Below are 19,076 nucleotides of genomic sequence, written 5' to 3' on the forward strand. Positions count from 1 at the left end.
CAGCGGTGGTTCCGACGGCGGTGGCTCGGACGGTGGTTCGGACAGCGGTGGGTCGAGTGGCGGTGTCGAGTGCAATCCCGTCATGGCCCCCTGGGGCATCATGCAGAGCTGCACGGAAACGGGCACCGGCGGGTCTGACGCCGGCGGAGGTACCAGTGGTGGCTCGGGCGGGAGTAGCGGCGGCAGGAACGACGACAAGGACAAGGACAAGGACGACGACGAGGACAAGGACAAGGACGAGGACAAGGACAAGGACAAGGACAAGGACGACGAGGACAAGAAGAATGACTGCCTGAACGGTTCCAAGATCGCCTTCTCTGGCCGGGTGAGCACCGGCGCAGCCGGCAATGGGCGCTATACGCTCGCCTCGGCTGCGGTTCGTACGCGTGTTGTCGTCAGCGGGGCCACGCTCGCAGCCGACCCGGGAAGCGCTTCCGCGATGGACATGCTGCAGTCGATATCCGGAGCCTCTATCGCTGGTGTCGATACGTACCAAGACGTGGAGAACAGGCTCAGCAACGCTCTTGGACTCACCGATGAGCCGAGGCCGGAGCCCGAGCCCGACGACCCGGAGCCCGAGCCCGAGCCCGAGCCCGAGCCCGAGCCCGAGCCGGGTCCGGATGGGGGAAATTGCCCCGAGCGCCCAGACTCGATGACCGTGCTGGACGATGTCCCGGATTTCCGCCCCGGCGACAAGAAGAACTGGGCGCAGGAGGTCGAGGAGATCGCTCGCAAGAACCCGCTGACAAAGGATTTCACCGCCCAGGACGCGCTCATCATCGCCGACTACACCGGCTCGTGGGCCGAGGACGCGAACAAGTACCTACGTGGTCATCCGATTCCCGGCCGCCGTGGAGAACAGGTCCCGAAGTTCATCGAGCGTATGGACAGTGCTCTGGAGCACCTGCCGCCGGTCGGGGGGACGTTCTACCGGGGTACGTTCATGCCGGACGAGCTGATAGAGAAGTTCGCCAACGGTGAAGAGGTCGAGATGCCCGAGTACCTCAGCACGTCCAGCGACCCGGCAAAGGCCGACCGCGCCGCCGAAAACGCGAAGAGCAACGGTCGGAAGGGCGAGAAGGTCGTACTCGAAGTCACTACGGACGACGGCCGCAACATCGACCCCCTGTCCCGCTACCGGGGCAAGGAGTCGGAAGTCCTCATCCCGCGTGGCGGCAAGTTCGTGAAGACGGGCGAGACGACGAAAATCATCGGTGGCAAGGAGTACAAGGTCATCCAGGTGAAACAGGTGGGTTGAGCCATGCGTACGTACGGCCCTGTGCGGTGACCGCCCGGTCACCGCACAGGGCCGTCGTCATGCCCGGTCCTGAGGGGGAGCGGTACGGGGCGTACGGTCCACTCCGTCCACAGGCCACGATGGCTGAGCGAGAACCCGCACGGCTCGCCCCGGTGCAGCGCCCCGACCGCCGCCGATGCAGCCACCGCCGTCCACCCAACTCAGCGCGCGCCTGCGCTCTCGCGCATGAGGATCTCGCCGTCCTGCTCGGCGAGTTCGAGGCAGTTGCCGCCATCGGCATTCGAGGACCTGGAGGATTTACGCCACTGAATATCCATACCTCCATGCTTGCCGTGGTGTCCCGGCAGCGAAACGGGCTCTTCGCAGTTGAGGGTGTAGTCGGGGGTGTTGGCAGGTAGCCGTCGGGCAACGCCTTGAGCCGGATCAGGCGGTGATCGAGTGCCGGCACCCAGCCGCGTTCACCGATTAGCGGCCAGCACTGCCGCGAGGCCCTCTTGTAGATCTTTGACGAAATACTCGGGAACCTCCAGCGACGGGAAATGTCCCCCGATTTCGGGCGACATCCATTGGACGATCTGTCGGTACCGCTCCTGTGCCCAGGGGCGCGGACACTTCTCGATGTCGCGGGGATACATACTGATTGCTGACGGGACGTCGACCCGAAGTTCGGGGTCCAGCGAGTTGTGGCTTTCGTAGTAAATGCGGGCCGACGATGCGCCGGTCCGTGTCAGCCAATACAGGGTGACGTTGTCAAGAACCCTGTCTCTGGAAATCGTCTCGAACGGGCTGTCTTCGGTGTCTGTCCACTCGGCGAACTTGTCAAGGATCCAGGCAAGAAGCCCGACCGGTGAGTCGACGAGCGAGTAGCCGATGGTCTGCGGTCGGGTCGCCTGCTGCTTCGCGTACGCCGCGTGGTGGCGCCAGAAATCGCGGGTTTCCTCGGTCCATTTGCGCTCGACCGCCGTCAGCCCGTCCGTTGTCAACCCGGGCGGCGCCTCCGCGAACGTTGTGTGGATGCCGAGAACGTGCGCCGGGAACCTGCCGCCGAGAACCGTGGTGATATTACCTCCCCAGTCGCCGCCGTGGGCTGCGAACTTGCTGTAGCCGAGCCTTCCCATCAGTTCCACCCATGCGGCCGCGATCTTTTCGGTTCCCCACCCGGTGGTGGCCGGCTTGTCGCTGTAACCAAAGCCTGGTAGCGACGGGACCACGACGTGGAACGCTGGCGCGTCTGCATCTTTCGGATCTGCCAGCTCGTCTACTACATCGATGAACTCGGCAATGCTGCCTGGCCAGCCGTGCGTCAAGATCAGAGGAGTGGCATCTGCGCGCGCGGATCGGCGGTGCAGGAAGTGGATTCCCAGATCATCAATGGTCGTGCGGAACTGGCCGATACGGTTAAGGCGCTCTTCGAAAGACCGCCAGTTGTACCCGGTGCGCCAGTAGTTCACGACATCGACGAGGTCGGCGAGAGGTACGCCCTGTTCCCATCGGCGAGGGTCGGGCGCGGCGCGATAGACCGTCTCAGCCTCCGGTAGTCGCGCCGCGGCTAGTCGCGCGCGCAGATCGTCGAGGTCAGCGTCAGTTGCGTGGGCTTCAAATGCTGTCACGTCGCTGGTTAGACGGGGCATGAGACCTCCTGGCCGTCGCGGAACCGGCTACGATCCATCGCGAACCGGCTAAGGAGGTTCTAGCAGTTCTCCGAGCCACGCTGCAACCTGCTAAGGTGGTTCCATGCGTGCTGGGTTCCCTGACTTCCGCCTCGGTAACGTGCTGGCGACCAGCTTCACGGGGACTCTGTCGGAGCGTCATGGCAACGCTGTGGAGCGCATTCCCACGCCGCACCGACTCGTCGACTGGCTGGCAGTGAACGGCCTCGCCGTGGCGTCCTGCACCACTGCCCAGCTCGACCTCGCTCGGGAACTGAGGGAGTCGATTCACGCCGCCGCGACAGCGGCCGCGATCCAGGACGCTCTCCCTGCGTCTGCTGTCCAAGTCATCAATGACTGCAGCGCTCAGGGTCGGGCCGCGGCTATCCTGACGCCCGAGGGTAAGCGGCGATGGCTACTTGGCTCGGCTTCCTGTGTGGAAGATGCCCTCAGCGTGATCGCCGCCGACGCGATCAGCATCATCGCAGGCGAACGAGACGGAAAATTGGCCTTGTGTGCATCACCAACATGCCAAGCCGCCTTCTTCGACACCAGCCAAAGTCGCACCCGCAAATGGTGTGACATGAACACGTGCGGGAATCGTCAGAAGAAAGCGCGCTTCAATGCCAACCAGCGCAAAAACCTCAGATCAGCGGAGTGATCGTTACCTCGGTACATCCAAGTGGGCGGCCCCACGTCCGCGACACCTCTGTCGCGTTGGGTGCCCCCCAACGGCACCACTAAGAGCCATCCGTCGCCTTCGATCAACGTCCTCAATCAGTACGTCTACGTTTACTGATCGGCGACGTTCATCGGCTCTTCGCAGTCGAGGGTGTTGGCGGGTAGGCGTGGATCTCGCCGCCGTGCTCGGCGAGTTCCAGACAATCACTGCGTCTCGCCCTGCCCAACACCGCGAGCGCGGACCCTGCTCTGTGGGGTGTTGTGTCGATCGCGTTGAGCGCGATCGTGCTGGCGGTGGGGGTGCTGTACGCGGTGATGCCGACGGCGGACGGTGCCGTGCCACCTGTCCCGCTCGACGCGGAGGAGGGGTACACGTACACCTGCTACTGCTGCCCGGACCCGGTGCGGGTCACGATCCGTGCGCCGCAGGCGCACTTGGTGGGGCGTGCTCCTGCTGGGGCGGCGTGAGGTGAGGACCGAGGGGTGGCCGGGGTGGGCCCCGCCCGCCATCGAACCCACCGGTAACCGCCATCGAACCCACCGGTAACAAGGTGCGGACATCACTGGCGGGACATGCCCCGGCCGTCGGCGACCCTCGGATTCACGTGATCATTCCCGGCCGATCGCGAGATTGCCGTAGCCCTGCCGTGCACCCCACCGCGGACCGGGGCGTGCGACTCGGGCGCAACCTCGTCAGAGTGATACCGGGCCGTCATTGGAAACCGCACCTCGGAGTCTCGCCGGCCCGACCGGAAGACCAGAGGCGAACCTTTGGCGTCCTTCGGCCAGGGGTACTGCATTTTCTCCGCATCGGAGTGGTCTCTCTTCCCGCTCGGTTATCGGCGGCGCTCCACCGTGAACCTGTGAAGTGTCCGAACCGAATGTTTCTTCACAAGGAGAAAACTCATGCGTATTCGTACAGCAGTCGCCGCCGCCGCTCTCGCCGCCGTGGCCGTCCTGGGCAGCGCGGGTGCCGCCTCGGCCACGAGCTGGGAGCACGACGGACGGGGTGAGTTCATCGACATCGACTCCCGGATCAAGAACAGCTTCAACACGGTCGTGATCTTCGGCGACAAGTGACGCCGTTTTCTTACCGGCCCCCCGCGGTTTCACCGCGGGGGGCCGGGGTGCGGTTCGGGCGGGAAAACAGCGCGGTGCGCGGGTCAGCAGCGCAGTGCGCGGGTCAGCAGGCCCGTGATCAGTACCTCCAGCAGCTCGCGGAGCGTCGTGGTGAAGTCCAGCCGCATGGCCGCCAGCGCGGGATCGGCCTCGTAGGCGGCCAGCATCGCGGCCGAGGGCCGCGCGTGGGTCCAGACCGCGCCGGCCGACATGAGGGCGGCGGCGGCGCACCCCATCGCGTCGTGTTCGTCCAGCTCGGGTACGTGTGCGCGGATCAGCCGGATCATGACGGTGACGTTGGCCATGGTGGCGTGCTTGCACTCCGCGGCGATCTGCGGCGAGATGTTCCGTTCCAGAACCGCGGCCTGCGCGCTGATCAGGTCGCAGAGCACCGGACGGGCCGACAGTGTGTCCGCGATCGCGCCGGCGAGCTGGTCGCCGCGTTCGTACGGTCCGCCGGCCGTGTCGACCGCCGTGGCGAGGGTGCCGTCGAGCAGGTCCAGCCACTCCCGCAGCGCGGTGTCCAGCAGTTCGAGCAGGACGGCCTCGCGGGACTCGAAGTAGCGCAGCACGTTCGACTTCGCCAGACCGACGCGTCGGCTCAGCTCGTTGAGGCTCACCTGCGCCACGGGCATCTCGGTCAGCATCGCCGCCGCGGTGTCCAGGATCGCTTGCCGGCGGACGGCGCGCTGCTCCTCGCTGCGGGCGCGCTGGAAGGGCGTGGTCATGGCCCCAGGCTACAGACCCCCGGTCTGTTGTTAGTAGACCGACGGTCTGCTAGCGTCCCTGGCAACAGACCGGCGGTCTACTACGAAGGAGTCGCCATGTATGCCGTCCCCGACCAGAGCGGGAAGCTCGCCGTCGTCACCGGCGCCAACAGCGGGACCGGCAAGGAAGCGGTCCGTCGGCTCGCGGGCGCGGGGGCGCGCGTCGTGATGGCCGTCCGTACGGTCGCCAAGGGCGAGCGGGCCCGCGCCGAGATCCTGGCCCAGCACCCGGACGCCCAAATGGAGGTGCGCCGGATCGATCTGGCCGATCTTGCCTCCGTCCAGGAGTTCGCCGACGGGCTCATCGCCGATGGCACCCCGCTCGATCTGCTGGTCAACAACGCCGGGGTGATGGCCCCGCCCACCCGGCTGACCACGGCCGACGGCTTCGAGCTCCAGATGGGCAGCAACTACCTGGGCCCCTTCGCGCTGACGGTCCGGCTGCTACCGCTGCTGCTCTCCGCCCCCGCGCCGAGGGTGGCCACGATGAGCAGCGGTACGGCCAACTACGGCCGTATCCACTTCGAGGATCTTCAGTGGGAGCGCCGCCGCTACAGCCCCAACCTCTCCTACGCGCAGTCCAAGCTCGCCAACCTCATGATGACCCGGCACCTCGCGGCCCTCGCCGCCGAGCGCGGCTGGCAGCTGCTGAGCACCGGCGCGCACCCTGGCTACACCCGCACGAACCTCCAGACGGCGGGGGCCAGTCTCGGCACCGGCAAGCCGTCGCGCCGGGTCTCCGTGCTCACGTCCCTCAACTTCCTGCCCTCGCAGGACGTCCAACAGGGCACGGAACCACTGCTGTACGCGGCGGCCGACCCCGGAGCCGTCGCGGGCGGCTACTACGGTCCGGGCGGACGGTTCGGACTGGTCGGCCCCACCACCACCGCCCGTACGACCCGTCGTGCCCTCGATCCCGCCGCCAACGCCCGTCTGTGGACCGAGTCCGAGCGCCTCACGGGTGTCGCGCTGCCCGCCCCCACCGCCTGACGAGAGCAGGGCGAAAGGGACGGGAAAGACGAAAACCCGCATCCCCCCGAGCGGGGTGCGGGTATTCGTCGTACTACGGGTGGATCTGTGCGTGGATCAGAGAACGCGGACCGCGCCGCTCGGCGGGTCCCAGTCCAGGGACTTCTTCACTACACCCGAGCTGGGGTTCTGCGCGCCGATGAACTCGCCGCCGCCGGCGTAGATCGCGGTGTGGTACGCGCTGCCCGCGCCGCCCCAGTAGAGGATGTCGCCCGGCTGGAGGTTGCTCAGGGAGACCTGGGTGCCGGCCGTCGACTGGTCCTGCGAGACGCGCGGCAGGTCGACGCCGATCTGGCGGTACGCGGCCTGGACGAGAGCGGAGCAGTCCCAGGCGTTCGGGCCCGTCGAGCCCATGATGTACGCGTCGCCGAGCTGGGCCTGGGCGAAGGCGAGCACGGCGGCCGCGGAGCCGGTCGCCTGCGAGGTGGCCTTCGAGGCCGTGGAGGCGGTCGAGCCGGAGTTCGAGGAGGACGACGCCGACAGCGTCGTGCGCTCCGCGGTGCGGGACGCGCGCTCGGCGGCGGCCTTGGCGCGGGCTTCTTCGGCCCTCTTCGCCTCGGCCTTCTTCTTGGCCTCGGCCTTGCGCTCCGCCTCGGCCTTGGCCTTCTTGGCGGTCTGTGCGGCCGTGGACGCCGCGGCGTCCTGCTGGGCGCGCAGGTCCAGGGAGTTCGCGACGCGCTGCGTGGCCTCGGCGGACCGCGCGAAGTCGCCGGCGAGCCCGGAGGTGAGCGTGGGCATTTCGATGGTCTGGGTGGTCACCGGCTCGGCGTTCGCCGGGCCCGCGGCACCGGCGACCGCGATGGTGCTGAGGACGCCACCGGCAACTCCACTACGGAGGACGACTTTCGACGCGCTGCGGCGGGGCTTCCGGTGGCTGGGTATGTGAGCGGTGTGGGACATGAGACCTACGGCTATCAGGTGGGACCTGGTTCCCGTCAAGCAAGGTGTGTTGCGCCACAGTTACGTTCGGAATCTGTGAATCCGCTTAGCCTCGGGTCTTATTGACGCCGTAACGGGCAAACCGGGCATGCGTGATCATGGCTGTGATCACGGTCTTTCCGATAAAGGTCCGAATTGCCCGCCACTTACCACCCCTTCACACTCATGGCCAAGCCCTCTTGTCTTGACGGTTGAGTGGAGTGGTACAGGTCACAGGATGGTCACCACTCGGCAGTCGGAACGATCACGGAGCCCGCTCGGAACGATCACGGAGTCCGCTCGGGGTGATCGCGGGGTCCTCCGGCGCGCTCGCGCGCCTCTCCGTGGACGTCTCTATGGACGTCCGCCGGGCTGTCCCGGTTGCTCGTGAATGCGTGCACGTGTCCACGTCGGTCCGTACTTTCCCCTCGCGCGGGTGACCGCCGAGCCCTGTATCACGGTATAATGTTTCATTGCAAATTTGCTTGTACGGTGCATCGCTTGATAGAGCAACGCACCCCCGACCAGCGGAAACGGATTCGGTTGTCACATCTGGTGACCGCTCGGCCGCTTCACGTATGAAGATCACCGCTCATCCGACTTCATGATCCTTCGTCGGGTGGTGGAGATCACAAAGCCGTTGCTGTACCCCGTGTCGCAGATCACAGACCACCGGGCATAGGATGCGGGGCAGTCGGGCTTGTGAACTGCCTCACATGTACGCGATCTTCAGGGATCGTGGCGAGGCGGTGAGGCGAACCGCCCGGTGCGATCCAACGGTCAAGGACGACTGGAAGGAGCTGAGGGGCGTGAATTCCTACGCACCCATCCTCGTGCTCGGCGCCCTCGGGGCTGGGTTTGCGATCTTCTCCGTGGTCATGGCCACGCTTATCGGCCCAAAGCGCTATAACCGGGCCAAAATTGAAGCGTACGAGTGTGGCATCGAACCCACGCCGACGCCGGCCGGAGGCGGCCGTTTTCCCATCAAGTACTACCTGACGGCGATGCTCTTCATCATCTTCGATATCGAGGTCGTCTTCCTTTACCCCTGGGCCGTCACCTTCGACTCCCTGGGGATTTTCGGGCTCGTGGAGATGCTGCTCTTCGTGCTCACCGTCTTCGTCGCCTACGCGTATGTGTGGCGGCGCGGCGGTCTGGAATGGGACTAAAGGGGCTGAGGGGCCACCAATGGGACTCGAAGAGAAGCTGCCGAGCGGTTTTCTGCTGACCACCGTCGAACAGGCCTCGGGCTGGGTGCGGAAGTCATCCGTCTTCCCCGCGACCTTCGGCCTCGCCTGCTGCGCCATCGAGATGATGACGACCGGCGCCGGTCGGTACGACCTGGCGCGGTTCGGCATGGAGGTCTTCCGCGGTTCGCCGCGCCAGGCCGATCTGATGATCGTGGCCGGGCGGGTGAGCCAGAAGATGGCGCCGGTTCTGCGGCAGGTCTATGACCAGATGCCCAACCCCAAGTGGGTGATCTCCATGGGGGTTTGCGCATCATCGGGCGGAATGTTCAATAATTACGCGATTGTCCAGGGTGTGGATCACATTGTCCCTGTCGACATCTATTTGCCCGGCTGCCCACCACGCCCCGAGATGCTGATGGACGCCATTCTCAAGCTCCACCAGAAGATCCAGAGCTCCAAGCTCGGGGTCAACGCGGAGGAAGCGGCCCGTGAGGCGGAGGAAGCGGCTCTCAAGGCGCTCCCGACGATCGAGATGAAGGGGTTGCTGCAGTGACCGGCGACCAGGGATCCGGAGGGCGGCCCTCCGGAAACAACGTTCCGTCCGCGCGCGAGGACACCGCCGAGCCCATCCGCGTACAGAAGGGCATGTTCGGCGCCAACAACGGCGGCGACACCTCCGGTTACGGCGGGCTCGTCAGGACCGTGATGCTGCCGGGCGCCTCCGCCCGGCCGTACGGCGGCCCCGGCGGGTCCTTCGACGAGATCGCCGACGAGCTCGAAGGCGCGCTGGAGGAGCAGGGACTCGTCCCGGAGAACGCCATCGAGAAGACGGTCGTCGACCGCGACGAACTCACCTTCCACATCGCCCGCGAGCATCTCGTCCAGGTGGCGCGCACCCTGCGCGACGACCCGGCGCTGCGCTTCGAGCTCTGTACGGGGGTGTCGGGCGTCCACTACCCCGGCGACAAGGGCCGAGAGCTGCACGCCGTGTACCACCTGCGTTCGCTCACTCACAGCCGGTTGATCCGGGTCGAGGTGTCCGCGCCGGACGCCGACCCGCATGTGCCGTCCCTGGTCGAGCTCTATCCGACCAACGACTGGCACGAGCGCGAGACGTACGACTTCTTCGGGCTGATCTTCGACGGCCACCCCGCCCTGACCCGGATCATGATGCCGGACGACTGGCAGGGCTTCCCGCAGCGCAAGGACTATCCGCTCGGCGGCATCGCCATCGAATACAAGGGCGCCCAGATCCCGGCTCCGGACCAGCGGAGGTCGTACTCCTGATGTCTGCATCCCACGCACCCCACGCCACGCCCCGCGCGACCACCGAGGGCACCGTCTACACGGTCACCGGCGGCGACTGGGACGAGGTCGTCCAGACCGCGGCCAAGGCCGACGACGAGCGGATCGTCGTCAACATGGGTCCCCAGCACCCCTCCACCCACGGAGTGCTGCGGCTGATCCTGGAGATCGAGGGCGAGACCGTCACCGAGGCCCGCTGCGGCATCGGCTATCTGCACACCGGCATCGAGAAGAACCTCGAATTCCGCAACTGGACGCAGGGCACCACCTTCGTCACGCGCATGGATTACCTGACGTCGTTCTTCAACGAGACGGCGTACTGCCTGGGCGTGGAGAAGCTGCTCGGCATCGAGGACGCCGTCCCGGACCGGGCCACGCTCATCCGCGTCCTGCTGATGGAGCTGAACCGGCTCTCCTCGCACCTCGTCTGTATCGCCACCGGCGGTATGGAGCTGGGCGCGACGACGATCATGATCTACGGATTCCGTGATCGTGAACTGATTCTCGATGCCTACGAGCTGATCACCGGCCTGCGGATGAACCACGCGTTCATCCGCCCCGGCGGACTCGCCCAGGATCTGCCCCCGGGCGCTGTCGACTACCTGCGCGAGCTGCTGAAGAAGCTGCGGAAGAACCTGCCGGAGTACGACAAGCTCGCCACCGGCAACCCGATCTTCAAGGCCCGTATGCAGGACGTCGGCTACCTCGATCTGACCGGCTCCATGGCCCTGGGCGCCACAGGACCGATCCTGCGCTCCGCCGGGCTCCCGCACGATCTGCGCAGGAGCGACCCGTACTGCGGCTACGAGACCTTCGACTTCGAGGTCCCGACCGCCGACACCTGCGACGCGTACGGCCGCTTCCTCATCCGTCTTGAGGAGATGCGCCAGTCGCTGCGGATCGTCGAACAGTGCCTGGACCGGCTGGAGCCGGGCCCGGTGATGGTCGCCGACAAGAAGATCGCCTGGCCCGCGCAGCTCGCGCTCGGCCCCGACGGTCTGGGCAACTCGCTCGACCACATCAAGAACATCATGGGCACGTCCATGGAGGCTCTGATCCATCACTTCAAGCTGGTGACGGAGGGCTTCCGGGTCCCGCCGGGACAGGCGTACGCCGCCGTGGAGTCGCCCAAGGGCGAGCTGGGCGTGCATGTCGTCTCCGACGGCGGCACGCGCCCGTACCGGGTCCACTTCCGCGATCCGTCCTTCACCAATCTCCAGGCCATGGCGGCGATGTGCGAGGGCGGCCAGGTCGCCGACGTCATCGTCGCCGTCGCGTCCATCGACCCCGTGATGGGAGGCGTCGACCGGTGACCACCACACCGCCCAACGCAGAGGTGAGCCTGGGGATGCCACAGCTCCCCGCTCCCGACTACCCGGCCGATGTACGTGCCAGGCTGGAAGCGGACGCCAAGGAGATCATCGGCCGCTACCCCGGCTCCCGGTCCGCGCTGCTTCCGCTGCTGCACCTCGTGCAGGCCGAGGAGGGGTTCGTCTCCCGTACGGGGATGGCCTTCTGCGCGGAGCTGCTCGAACTGACCACCGCCGAGGTCACGGCCGTCGCGACCTTCTACTCGATGTACCGCCGCAAGCCGAGCGGTGACTACCAGGTCGGGGTCTGCACCAACACGCTCTGCGCGGTGATGGGCGGCGACGCCATCTTCGACGCGCTGAAGGAGCACCTCGGCGTCGGCAACAACGAGACGACCGAGGACGGCAAGGTCACCCTCGAACACATCGAGTGCAACGCGGCCTGCGACTTCGCGCCCGTCGTGATGGTGAACTGGGAGTTCTTCGACAACCAGACGCCGGACAGCGCCAAGCGGCTCGTCGACGACCTGCGTGACGGACATACCGTCCAGCCCACCCGCGGCGCCCCCCTGTGCACGTACAAGGAGACCGCGCGCATCCTCGCCGGCTTCCCCGACGCGCGCCCCGGCGCCGTCGAGGCCACCGGCGGCGCCGGGCCCGCGTCGCTGGCCGGCCTGCGGCTGGCCAAGGGCGAGGCACCCCAGCGGGTGGTACGGCCCCGGGACGGCGCGCATCCGCAGGACGATTCGCAGCCCGGCGCAGCCGAGGAGGGGAAGTGATGACGATGGCCGCCGCGCTCAACGAGAACGGGACCAGCCCCGAGAAGATCCTCGCGCCCGTCCTGTCCGCCTTCTGGGACCAGCCGGAGTCCTGGACGCTGGAGACCTACGAGCGGCACGAAGGGTACGAGGGTCTGAAGAAGGCCCTCGCCATGCCGCCCGACGACGTCATCGCGTACGTCAAGGACTCGGGCCTGCGCGGCCGAGGCGGCGCAGGCTTCCCCACCGGCATGAAGTGGCAGTTCATCCCGCAGGGCGACGGCAAGCCGCACTATCTCGTCGTCAACGCGGACGAGTCGGAGCCGGGCACCTGCAAGGACATCCCGCTCCTCTTCGCCAATCCGCACTCCCTCATCGAGGGGATCGTGATCGCCTGCTACGCGATCCGCTCGCAGCACGCGTTCATCTATCTGCGCGGCGAGGTCGTCCCCGTACTGCGCAGGGTGCACGAGGCGGTGCGCGAGGCCTACGCGGCGGGGTATCTCGGCAAGAACATCCTGGGCAGCGGGCTCGATCTCGATGTGATCGTGCACGCGGGCGCGGGCGCGTACATCTGCGGGGAGGAGACCGCGCTGCTCGACTCCCTGGAGGGCCGTCGCGGACAGCCCCGGCTGCGTCCTCCCTTCCCGGCGGTGGCGGGCCTCTACGCCTGCCCCACTGTGGTGAACAACGTCGAGTCCATCGCGTCCGTTCCCGCGATCCTCAACCGCGGCAAGGACTGGTTCAAGTCGATGGGCAGCGAGAAGTCCCCGGGCTTCACGCTCTACTCGCTCAGCGGCCATGTCACCAGCCCCGGCCAGTACGAGGCCCCGCTCGGCGTCACGCTGCGGCAGCTGCTCGACATGAGCGGCGGCATGCGGGCGGGCCACCGGCTCAAGTTCTGGACACCGGGCGGCTCTTCGACCCCGATGTTCACCGACGAGCACCTCGATGTCCCGCTGGACTACGAGGGAGTGGGCGCGGCCGGCTCCATGCTCGGCACGAAAGCGCTCCAGTGCTTCGACGAGACCACCTGCGTCGTACGGGCCGTCACCCGCTGGACCGAGTTCTACGCCCATGAGTCCTGCGGCAAGTGCACGCCATGCCGTGAAGGCACGTACTGGCTCGTTCAGTTGCTGCGCGACATCGAGGACGGCAAGGGACAGCTGTCCGACCTCGACAAGCTCAACGACATCGCCGACAACATCAACGGCAAGTCCTTCTGCGCGCTCGGTGACGGCGCCGCGTCCCCGATCTTCTCCTCGCTCAAGTACTTCCGCGAGGAGTACGAGCAGCACATCACCGGCAAGGGCTGCCCCTTCGACCCCGCGAAGTCCACCGTCTGGGCAGACCGGAACCCGCACCTGGAGGTGAACGCATGACCGTGACGACAAGCGCTCCCTCCGGCGGCGGCGAGGCGGCGGTCCCGCCCGAGGATCTCGTCTCGCTGACGATCGACGGCATCGAGATCTCCGTCCCCAAGGGGACCCTGGTGATCCGCGCCGCCGAACTGCTCGGCATCGAGATCCCGCGCTTCTGCGACCATCCGCTCCTCGACCCGGCCGGCGCCTGCCGCCAGTGCATCGTCGAGGTGGAGGGCCAGCGCAAGCCGATGGCCTCCTGCACGATCACCTGCACCGACGGCATGGTCGTCAAGTCGCAGCTGACCTCGCCGGTCGCCGAGAAGGCCCAGCGCGGGGTGATGGAGCTGCTGCTCATCAACCACCCGCTGGACTGCCCGGTCTGCGACAAGGGCGGAGAGTGCCCGCTCCAGAACCAGGCCATGCAGGTCGGCGACCCGGACACCCGCTTCGAGGGCAAGAAGCGCACGTTCCAGAAGCCCGTCCCGATCTCCACCCAGGTGCTGCTGGACCGTGAGCGGTGTGTGCTGTGCGCGCGCTGCACGCGGTTCTCCAACCAGATCGCGGGCGACCCGATGATCGAGCTGATCGAGCGGGGCGCGCTCCAGCAGGTCGGCACCGGCGAGGGCGACCCCTTCGAGTCGTACTTCTCCGGGAACACCATTCAGATCTGCCCGGTCGGGGCGCTGACCTCGGCCGCGTACCGCTTCCGCTCCCGCCCGTTCGACCTGGTGTCCTCGCCGAGCGTCTGCGAGCACTGCGCGGGCGGCTGCGCCACCAGGACCGACCACCGGCGCGGCAAGGTCATGCGGCGGCTGGCCGCCAATGACCCCGAGGTCAACGAGGAATGGCTGTGCGACAAGGGGCGGTTCGGCTTCCGCTACGCGCAGAAGCCCGACCGGCTCACCACTCCGCTCGTACGCAACGAGGACGGCGTCCTCGAACCGGCGAGCTGGCCCGAGGCGCTGGAGGCCGCCGCCCGCGGTCTGAGCGCCGCGCGCGGCCGGGCGGGAGTGCTCGCCGGTGGCCGGCTCACCGTTGAGGACGCCTACGCCTACGCCAAGTTCGCCCGGGTCGTCCTCGACACCAACGACATCGACTTCCGCGCGCGCGTGCACAGCACCGAGGAAGCCGACTTCCTGGCCGCCCATATCGCGGGCCACGGCCGCGACCTGGACGGTACGGGGCTCACGTACACCACGCTGGAGAAGGCCCCGGCCGTGCTGCTCGCGGGCTTCGAGTCCGAGGAGGAGGCGCCCGGCGTCTTCCTGCGGCTGCGCAAGGCGCACCGCAACCACGGCCAGCGCACGTTCTCGCTCGCCACGTACGCCACCCGCGGTCTGGAGAAGGCCGGCGGCACGCTGCTGCCGGCCGCGCCCGGCACCGAGACCGAGTGGCTGGACGCGCTGGCGGCCAACCCCGTCAGCGCCGGACTCGAAGGGGACGGCGAACGCGCCTCCCAGGCGCTGCGCGAGCCGGGCGCCGTGATCGTCGTCGGCGAGCGGCTCGCGGCCGTCCCCGGCGGGCTCACCGCCGCCGCGCGGGCCGCCACCGCGACCGGCGCGAAGCTGGTGTGGATCCCCCGGCGGGCCGGCGAGCGCGGCGCGGTGGAGGCGGGCGCGCTCCCGTCACTGCTGCCCGGCGGCCGTCCCGCCACCGACCCGCGGGCCCGTGAGGAGACCGCGGCGGCCTGGGGCGTACGCGAACTGCCGCACCACTACGGCCGCGACACCGGCCAGATCATCGAGGCCGCCGCCACCGGCGAGCTGGCCGCCCTGGTCGTCGCGGGTGTCGAGGTCGCGGATCTGCCCGACCCGGCGGGCGCGCGGGCCGCGCTGGACGCAGTCGGCTTCCTCGTCTCGCTGGAGCTGCGGCCGAGCGAGGTCACCGAGCGGGCCGATGTGGTCTTCCCGGTCGCCGCCGTCGCGGAGAAGTCCGGCACGTTCCTCAACTGGGAGGGCAGGGCACGGCTGTTCGAGGCCGCGCTGAAGCCGGAGCAGATGACCCGGCGCCTGGCCCCGGCCGACGCGCGCGTGCTGCACATGCTGGCCGACACGCTCGCCGCCACCGCGGCCGCCGACGGGATCGGCGACTTCGGACTGCCGGACCTGCGGGCCGTACGCACCGAGCTGGACCGGCTCGGCCGCTGGGAGGGACCGCGCGCCACCGAGCCGCTGGAATCGTCCCGTCCGGTGCCCAGGCCCGGCGACGGCGAGGCGGTCCTCGCGGGCCACCGGCTCCTGCTCGACCTCGGCCGTCTCCAGGAGGGCGACGACGCGCTGGCCGGCACCCGGCACGCGGCGGTCGCCCGGCTCTCCGCCACGACGGCCGCCGAGACGGGCGTCAAGAACGGCGACGAGCTGTCCGTCACCGGCCCGTTGGGCACGGTCACGCTCCCGCTCCAGGTCACGGAGATGCCGGACCGGGTGGTCTGGCTGCCGCTCAACTCGACGGGCGGCGGGGTCCTCGCGGACACCGGCTCCCGCCCCGGCACGCTCGTCCGTATCGGCCCGGCCGAGGCAAGGGACGCGGCCACGGAAGCACCGGAGGTGCGCGCATGACCGCCCTCGCCCAACTCGCGGCGGCCCCGGGGACCGTCCTCGCCGTCGAGGACCTGTCGATGTTCGGCCGCGACCCGTGGTGGCTCGTGGTCGTCAAGGCCGTGTTCTGCTTCGCGTTCCTGCTGCTGACCGTGCTCTTCGCCATCGTGTGGGAGCGCAAGGTCGTCGCCTGGATGCAGCTGCGCATCGGCCCGAACCGGCACGGCCCCTGGGGCATGCTCCAGTCGCTCGCCGACGGCGCCAAGCTGATGTTCAAGGAAGACATCATCGTCAAGCGCGCGGACAAGGTGGTCTACGTCCTCGCGCCGATCATCGCCGCGGTGCCCGCGTTCATGGCGATCGCCGTGATCCCGTTCGGACCGGCCGGCAACGAGGTCTCGATCTTCGGCCACCGCACCACGATGCAGCTGACCGACCTGCCGATCGCGATGCTCTACATCCTCGCGGTCGCCTCGGTCGGGATCTACGGCATCGTCCTCGCGGGCTGGTCCTCGGGATCGACGTATCCGCTGCTCGGCGGGCTTCGCTCGTGCGCGCAGATGATCTCGTACGAGATCGCCATGGGCGCCGCGTTCGCGTCGGTGTTCCTCTACTCGGGGTCGATGTCGACCTCGGCGATCGTCGAGGCCCAGGCCGACCGCTGGTTCATCATCCTGCTGCCGGTCTCCTTCATCATCTACATCGTCACGATGGTGGGCGAGACCAACCGCGCCCCCTTCGACATGCCGGAGTCCGAGGGCGACCTCGTCGGCGGCTTCAACACCGAGTACTCATCGATCAAGTTCGCGATGTTCATGCTCGCCGAGTACATCAACATGGTCACCGTCTCGGCCGTCGCGGCCACGCTCTTCCTCGGCGGCTGGCGCGCTCCGTGGCCGATCTCCACCTTCTGGGAGGGCGCGAACCACGGCTGGTGGCCGCTGCTCTGGTTCGTCGTCAAGGTCCAGCTGCTGCTCTTCTTCTTCATCTGGCTGCGCGGCACGCTGCCGCGCGTGCGCTACGACCAGCTGATGAAGCTCGGCTGGAAGGTCCTGATCCCGGTCTCGGTGGTCTGGCTGATGGTCGTCGCGACCGTACGGGCCCTGCGCAACGAGAACTACGGCTTCCAGTCGATCGTGCTGTACGTCCTCGGGGCGGTCATCGCGATCCTGCTGCTCTCCTTCGTCGTGGACATCTTCCGCGACAGGAAGGAGAAGGCCGCGGCGGCGAGCGCGCCGGAACCCCCGGCCTTCGACCCGATGGCGGGCGGATTCCCCGTACCGCCGCTGCCGGGACAGGAGTTGCCGCCCGTACCGCGCAGGCGGCCACGACGTGACCGCGAGCTGATTGTCAGTGGCGGGGGCAATACTGTGAGTGACGGTACCGAGAGTGACGGAAAGGAGGCTGACAGTGTCTGACTCTTCGCCGGGGGACATCCCGCGTCCCCCCCGGAATCCGGTGGCCGGCTTCGGCGTGACCTTCAAGGCCATGTTCAAGAAGCGGCTGACCGAGCAGTACCCGGAACAGCAGAAGGTGACGGCGCCGCGCTTCCACGGCCGGCATCAGCTGAACCGGCATCCGGACGGGCTGGAGAAGTGCATCGGCTGCGAGCTGTGCGCCTGGGCGTGCCCGGCGGACGCGATCTATGTGGAGGGCGCGGACAACACGGACGAGGAGCGCTACTCCCCGGGGGAGCGCTACGGCCGCGTCTACCAGATCAACTACGCGCGCTGCATCCTGTGCGGTCTGTGCATCGAGGCCTGCCCGACCAGGGCGCTCACGATGACCAATGACTTCGAGCTGGCCGACAGCTCCCGCGAGAACCTGATCTATACGAAGGAGCAGCTTCTCGCGGGCCTTCAGGAAGGCATGGTCGAGACGCCGCACTCGATCTTCCCGGGCACCGACGAACAGGACTACTACCGGGGGCTGGTCACCGAGGCCGCGCCGGGTACGGTCCGGCAGGTCGCGGTGAGCAAGGGCGAGAAGCCGACGGACGAGGAGGCCGGTGCATGAGCCTGCTCGCCGCGTCCTCCCTCGCGTCCGTCACGTCTGTTTCCTCCTTCACCTCCGCTCCTTCCTTCACCTCCGCCGCCACGACGACCTCGACCGGTGAGGCCGTCCAGTTCTGGATCCTCGGCACCGTCGCCGTGGTCGGCGCGCTCTGCACGATCCTGATGAAGAAGGCCGTGCACAGCGCGCTGTGCCTGGCCGCCACGATGATCGTCCTGGCGGTCTTCTATCTCGCCAACGGGGCGTATTTCCTGGGCGTGGTGCAGATCGTCGTCTATACCGGCGCGATCATGATGCTGTTCCTCTTCGTGGTGATGCTGGTCGGTGTCACCGCCGCCGACTCACTCAAGGAGACGCTGAAGGGCCAGCGTTGGTGGGCCGCCGCCTGCGGGCTCGGCTTCGGGGTCCTGCTCATCGGCGGGATCGGCAACGCCTCGCTGACCTCCTTCACCGGACTCGGCCAGGCCAACGCCGGCGGCAATGTCGAGGGACTGGCCGCCCTGATCTTCACCCGGTACGTCTTCGCCTTCGAGATCACCGGCGCGCTGCTGATCACCGCGTCGGTCGGCGCGATGCTGCTCACGCACCGCGAGCGCACCGAACGGGCCAAGACCCAGCGGGAGATGGCCGAGGAGCGCGTACGCAAGGGCACGCAACTGCCCCCGCTGCCCGCCCCCGGTGTCTACGCCCGGCACAACGCGGTGGACATCGCCGGTCTGCTGCCGGACGGCACCCCGTCCGAGCTGACGGTCAACAAGACGCTCAAGGACCGCGGGCAGATCCGCGATGTGTCGAACGAGGCCATCGCGGACCTCAAGGCGCTGGAGCAGCGGTCGTCGGAGCGGCTCGGCCGCGAGGATGAGGAGGCCAAGCGATGAATCCGGTCAACTACCTCTATCTCGCCTCGCTGCTGTTCACCATCGGCGCGGCCGGGGTGCTGATCCGGCGGAACGCGATCGTGGTGTTCATGTGCATCGAGCTGATGCTGAACGCCTGCAATCTCGCGTTCGTCGCCTTCTCCCGGATGCACGGCAATCTCGACGGCCAGATCATCGCCTTCTTCACGATGGTCGTCGCCGCCGCGGAGGTCGTGGTCGGGCTCGCGATCATCGTGTCGCTGTTCCGTTCCCGCCACTCGGCCTCGGTCGACGACGCCAGCCTGATGAAGCTCTGAGGGG

At 67.8% G+C, this 19,076-nt stretch carries 19 protein-coding genes and 1 pseudogene; 16 read left to right on the top strand and 4 right to left on the bottom strand.

Going from position 1 to position 19,076, the window contains the following annotated elements; genetic code table 11:
- Window positions 1–82 precede the first annotated feature (82 nt).
- On the top strand, window positions 83–1,258 hold the full coding sequence (locus tag IF11_RS41570; protein ID WP_037727543.1) for an ADP-ribosyltransferase: 1,176 nt from the start codon (window positions 83–85) through the stop codon (window positions 1,256–1,258).
- Window positions 1,259–1,473: 215 nt separating this feature from the next.
- Here IF11_RS41570 and IF11_RS38745 read toward each other — a convergent pair.
- Together IF11_RS38745 and IF11_RS0111130 are read right to left on the bottom strand one after the other, a co-directional pair.
- A pseudogene (locus IF11_RS38745) lies at window positions 1,474–1,575 on the bottom strand (DUF397 domain-containing protein); the annotation flags it as partial.
- Between the two features lie 141 nt (window positions 1,576–1,716).
- A complete protein-coding gene (locus tag IF11_RS0111130; RefSeq protein ID WP_030351356.1) occupies window positions 1,717–2,889 on the bottom strand; it encodes an epoxide hydrolase family protein in 1,173 nt (390 codons plus the stop codon).
- Window positions 2,890–2,992: 103 nt separating this feature from the next.
- Here IF11_RS0111130 and IF11_RS38750 point away from each other — a divergent pair, with 103 nt between their 5' ends.
- The 3 genes from IF11_RS38750 (at window position 2,993) to IF11_RS41575 (ending at window position 4,668) form a co-directional block, all read left to right on the top strand.
- Window positions 2,993–3,568 carry a CGNR zinc finger domain-containing protein gene (locus tag IF11_RS38750; protein ID WP_078490623.1) on the top strand — a complete coding sequence of 192 codons (576 nt, stop codon included), beginning with the start codon at window positions 2,993–2,995 and terminating at the stop codon, window positions 3,566–3,568.
- A gap of 281 nt (window positions 3,569–3,849) precedes the next feature.
- Complete coding sequence (locus IF11_RS0111135) at window positions 3,850–4,056, top strand: hypothetical protein (protein WP_030351357.1); 207 nt, start codon at window positions 3,850–3,852, stop codon at window positions 4,054–4,056.
- A 438-nt stretch (window positions 4,057–4,494) separates the two neighbouring features.
- A complete protein-coding gene (locus IF11_RS41575; protein ID WP_206300733.1) occupies window positions 4,495–4,668 on the top strand; it encodes a hypothetical protein in 174 nt (57 codons plus the stop codon).
- A gap of 83 nt (window positions 4,669–4,751) precedes the next feature.
- On the opposite strand, the gene IF11_RS0111145 is transcribed toward IF11_RS41575, so the two are convergent.
- Window positions 4,752–5,435 (bottom strand): TetR/AcrR family transcriptional regulator, encoded by a 684-nt coding sequence (locus tag IF11_RS0111145; RefSeq protein ID WP_030351358.1) that lies wholly within the window; start codon window positions 5,433–5,435, stop codon window positions 4,752–4,754.
- 96 nt (window positions 5,436–5,531) lie between these two features.
- Here IF11_RS0111145 and IF11_RS0111150 point away from each other — a divergent pair, with 96 nt between their 5' ends.
- Window positions 5,532–6,464, top strand: a complete 933-nt coding sequence (locus IF11_RS0111150) for an SDR family oxidoreductase (protein WP_030351359.1) — start codon at window positions 5,532–5,534, stop codon at window positions 6,462–6,464.
- A 96-nt stretch (window positions 6,465–6,560) separates the two neighbouring features.
- On the opposite strand, the gene IF11_RS0111155 is transcribed toward IF11_RS0111150, so the two are convergent.
- Window positions 6,561–7,403 (bottom strand): C40 family peptidase, encoded by an 843-nt coding sequence (locus IF11_RS0111155; RefSeq protein ID WP_030351360.1) that lies wholly within the window; start codon window positions 7,401–7,403, stop codon window positions 6,561–6,563.
- Window positions 7,404–8,230: 827 nt separating this feature from the next.
- Here IF11_RS0111155 and IF11_RS0111160 point away from each other — a divergent pair.
- Genes IF11_RS0111160 through nuoK form a run of 11 tightly spaced genes read left to right on the top strand, consistent with a single transcriptional unit; the run spans window position 8,231 to window position 19,072 of the window.
- Window positions 8,231–8,590 (top strand): NADH-quinone oxidoreductase subunit A, encoded by a 360-nt coding sequence (locus IF11_RS0111160; RefSeq protein ID WP_030351361.1) that lies wholly within the window; start codon window positions 8,231–8,233, stop codon window positions 8,588–8,590.
- Window positions 8,591–8,609: 19 nt separating this feature from the next.
- Window positions 8,610–9,164 carry a NuoB/complex I 20 kDa subunit family protein gene (locus tag IF11_RS0111165; protein ID WP_030351362.1) on the top strand — a complete coding sequence of 185 codons (555 nt, stop codon included), beginning with the start codon at window positions 8,610–8,612 and terminating at the stop codon, window positions 9,162–9,164.
- On the top strand, window positions 9,161–9,898 hold the full coding sequence (locus tag IF11_RS0111170; RefSeq protein WP_030351363.1) for an NADH-quinone oxidoreductase subunit C: 738 nt from the start codon (window positions 9,161–9,163) through the stop codon (window positions 9,896–9,898). Before IF11_RS0111165 ends, IF11_RS0111170 begins: the two co-directional genes overlap by 4 nt.
- Window positions 9,898–11,229, top strand: coding sequence for an NADH-quinone oxidoreductase subunit D (locus IF11_RS0111175; RefSeq protein WP_030351364.1), 1,332 nt, complete (start codon window positions 9,898–9,900; stop codon window positions 11,227–11,229). Before IF11_RS0111170 ends, IF11_RS0111175 begins: the two co-directional genes overlap by 1 nt.
- A 35-nt stretch (window positions 11,230–11,264) precedes the next feature.
- Window positions 11,265–12,005 (top strand): NADH-quinone oxidoreductase subunit NuoE, encoded by a 741-nt coding sequence (nuoE, locus tag IF11_RS0111180; protein WP_037727545.1) that lies wholly within the window; start codon window positions 11,265–11,267, stop codon window positions 12,003–12,005.
- Entirely contained in the window at window positions 12,005–13,366 is a 1,362-nt protein-coding gene (gene nuoF, locus IF11_RS0111185; protein ID WP_030351366.1) for an NADH-quinone oxidoreductase subunit NuoF, read from the top strand. Before nuoE ends, nuoF begins: the two co-directional genes overlap by 1 nt.
- Window positions 13,363–15,906, top strand: a complete 2,544-nt coding sequence (locus IF11_RS0111190; RefSeq protein WP_030351367.1) for an NADH-quinone oxidoreductase subunit G — start codon at window positions 13,363–13,365, stop codon at window positions 15,904–15,906. The genes nuoF and IF11_RS0111190 overlap by 4 nt, the downstream gene beginning before the upstream one ends.
- The gene (nuoH, locus tag IF11_RS0111195) at window positions 15,903–17,303 is read left to right on the top strand and encodes an NADH-quinone oxidoreductase subunit NuoH (protein ID WP_030351368.1); all 1,401 of its coding nucleotides are present in this window, start codon (window positions 15,903–15,905) and stop codon (window positions 17,301–17,303) included. The genes IF11_RS0111190 and nuoH overlap by 4 nt, the downstream gene beginning before the upstream one ends.
- Window positions 17,296–17,901, top strand: coding sequence for an NADH-quinone oxidoreductase subunit NuoI (gene nuoI, locus IF11_RS0111200; RefSeq protein ID WP_240627661.1), 606 nt, complete (start codon window positions 17,296–17,298; stop codon window positions 17,899–17,901). Before nuoH ends, nuoI begins: the two co-directional genes overlap by 8 nt.
- Complete coding sequence (locus tag IF11_RS0111205; RefSeq protein ID WP_078490624.1) at window positions 17,898–18,776, top strand: NADH-quinone oxidoreductase subunit J; 879 nt, start codon at window positions 17,898–17,900, stop codon at window positions 18,774–18,776. Before nuoI ends, IF11_RS0111205 begins: the two co-directional genes overlap by 4 nt.
- Window positions 18,773–19,072 (top strand): NADH-quinone oxidoreductase subunit NuoK, encoded by a 300-nt coding sequence (gene nuoK, locus IF11_RS0111210; RefSeq protein ID WP_030351371.1) that lies wholly within the window; start codon window positions 18,773–18,775, stop codon window positions 19,070–19,072. Before IF11_RS0111205 ends, nuoK begins: the two co-directional genes overlap by 4 nt.
- The last annotated feature ends 4 nt before the right edge of the window (window positions 19,073–19,076 follow it).

This window comes from Streptomyces scopuliridis RB72 (genome assembly GCF_000718095.1).
In the GTDB taxonomy this organism is placed as follows: domain Bacteria; phylum Actinomycetota; class Actinomycetes; order Streptomycetales; family Streptomycetaceae; genus Streptomyces; species Streptomyces scopuliridis.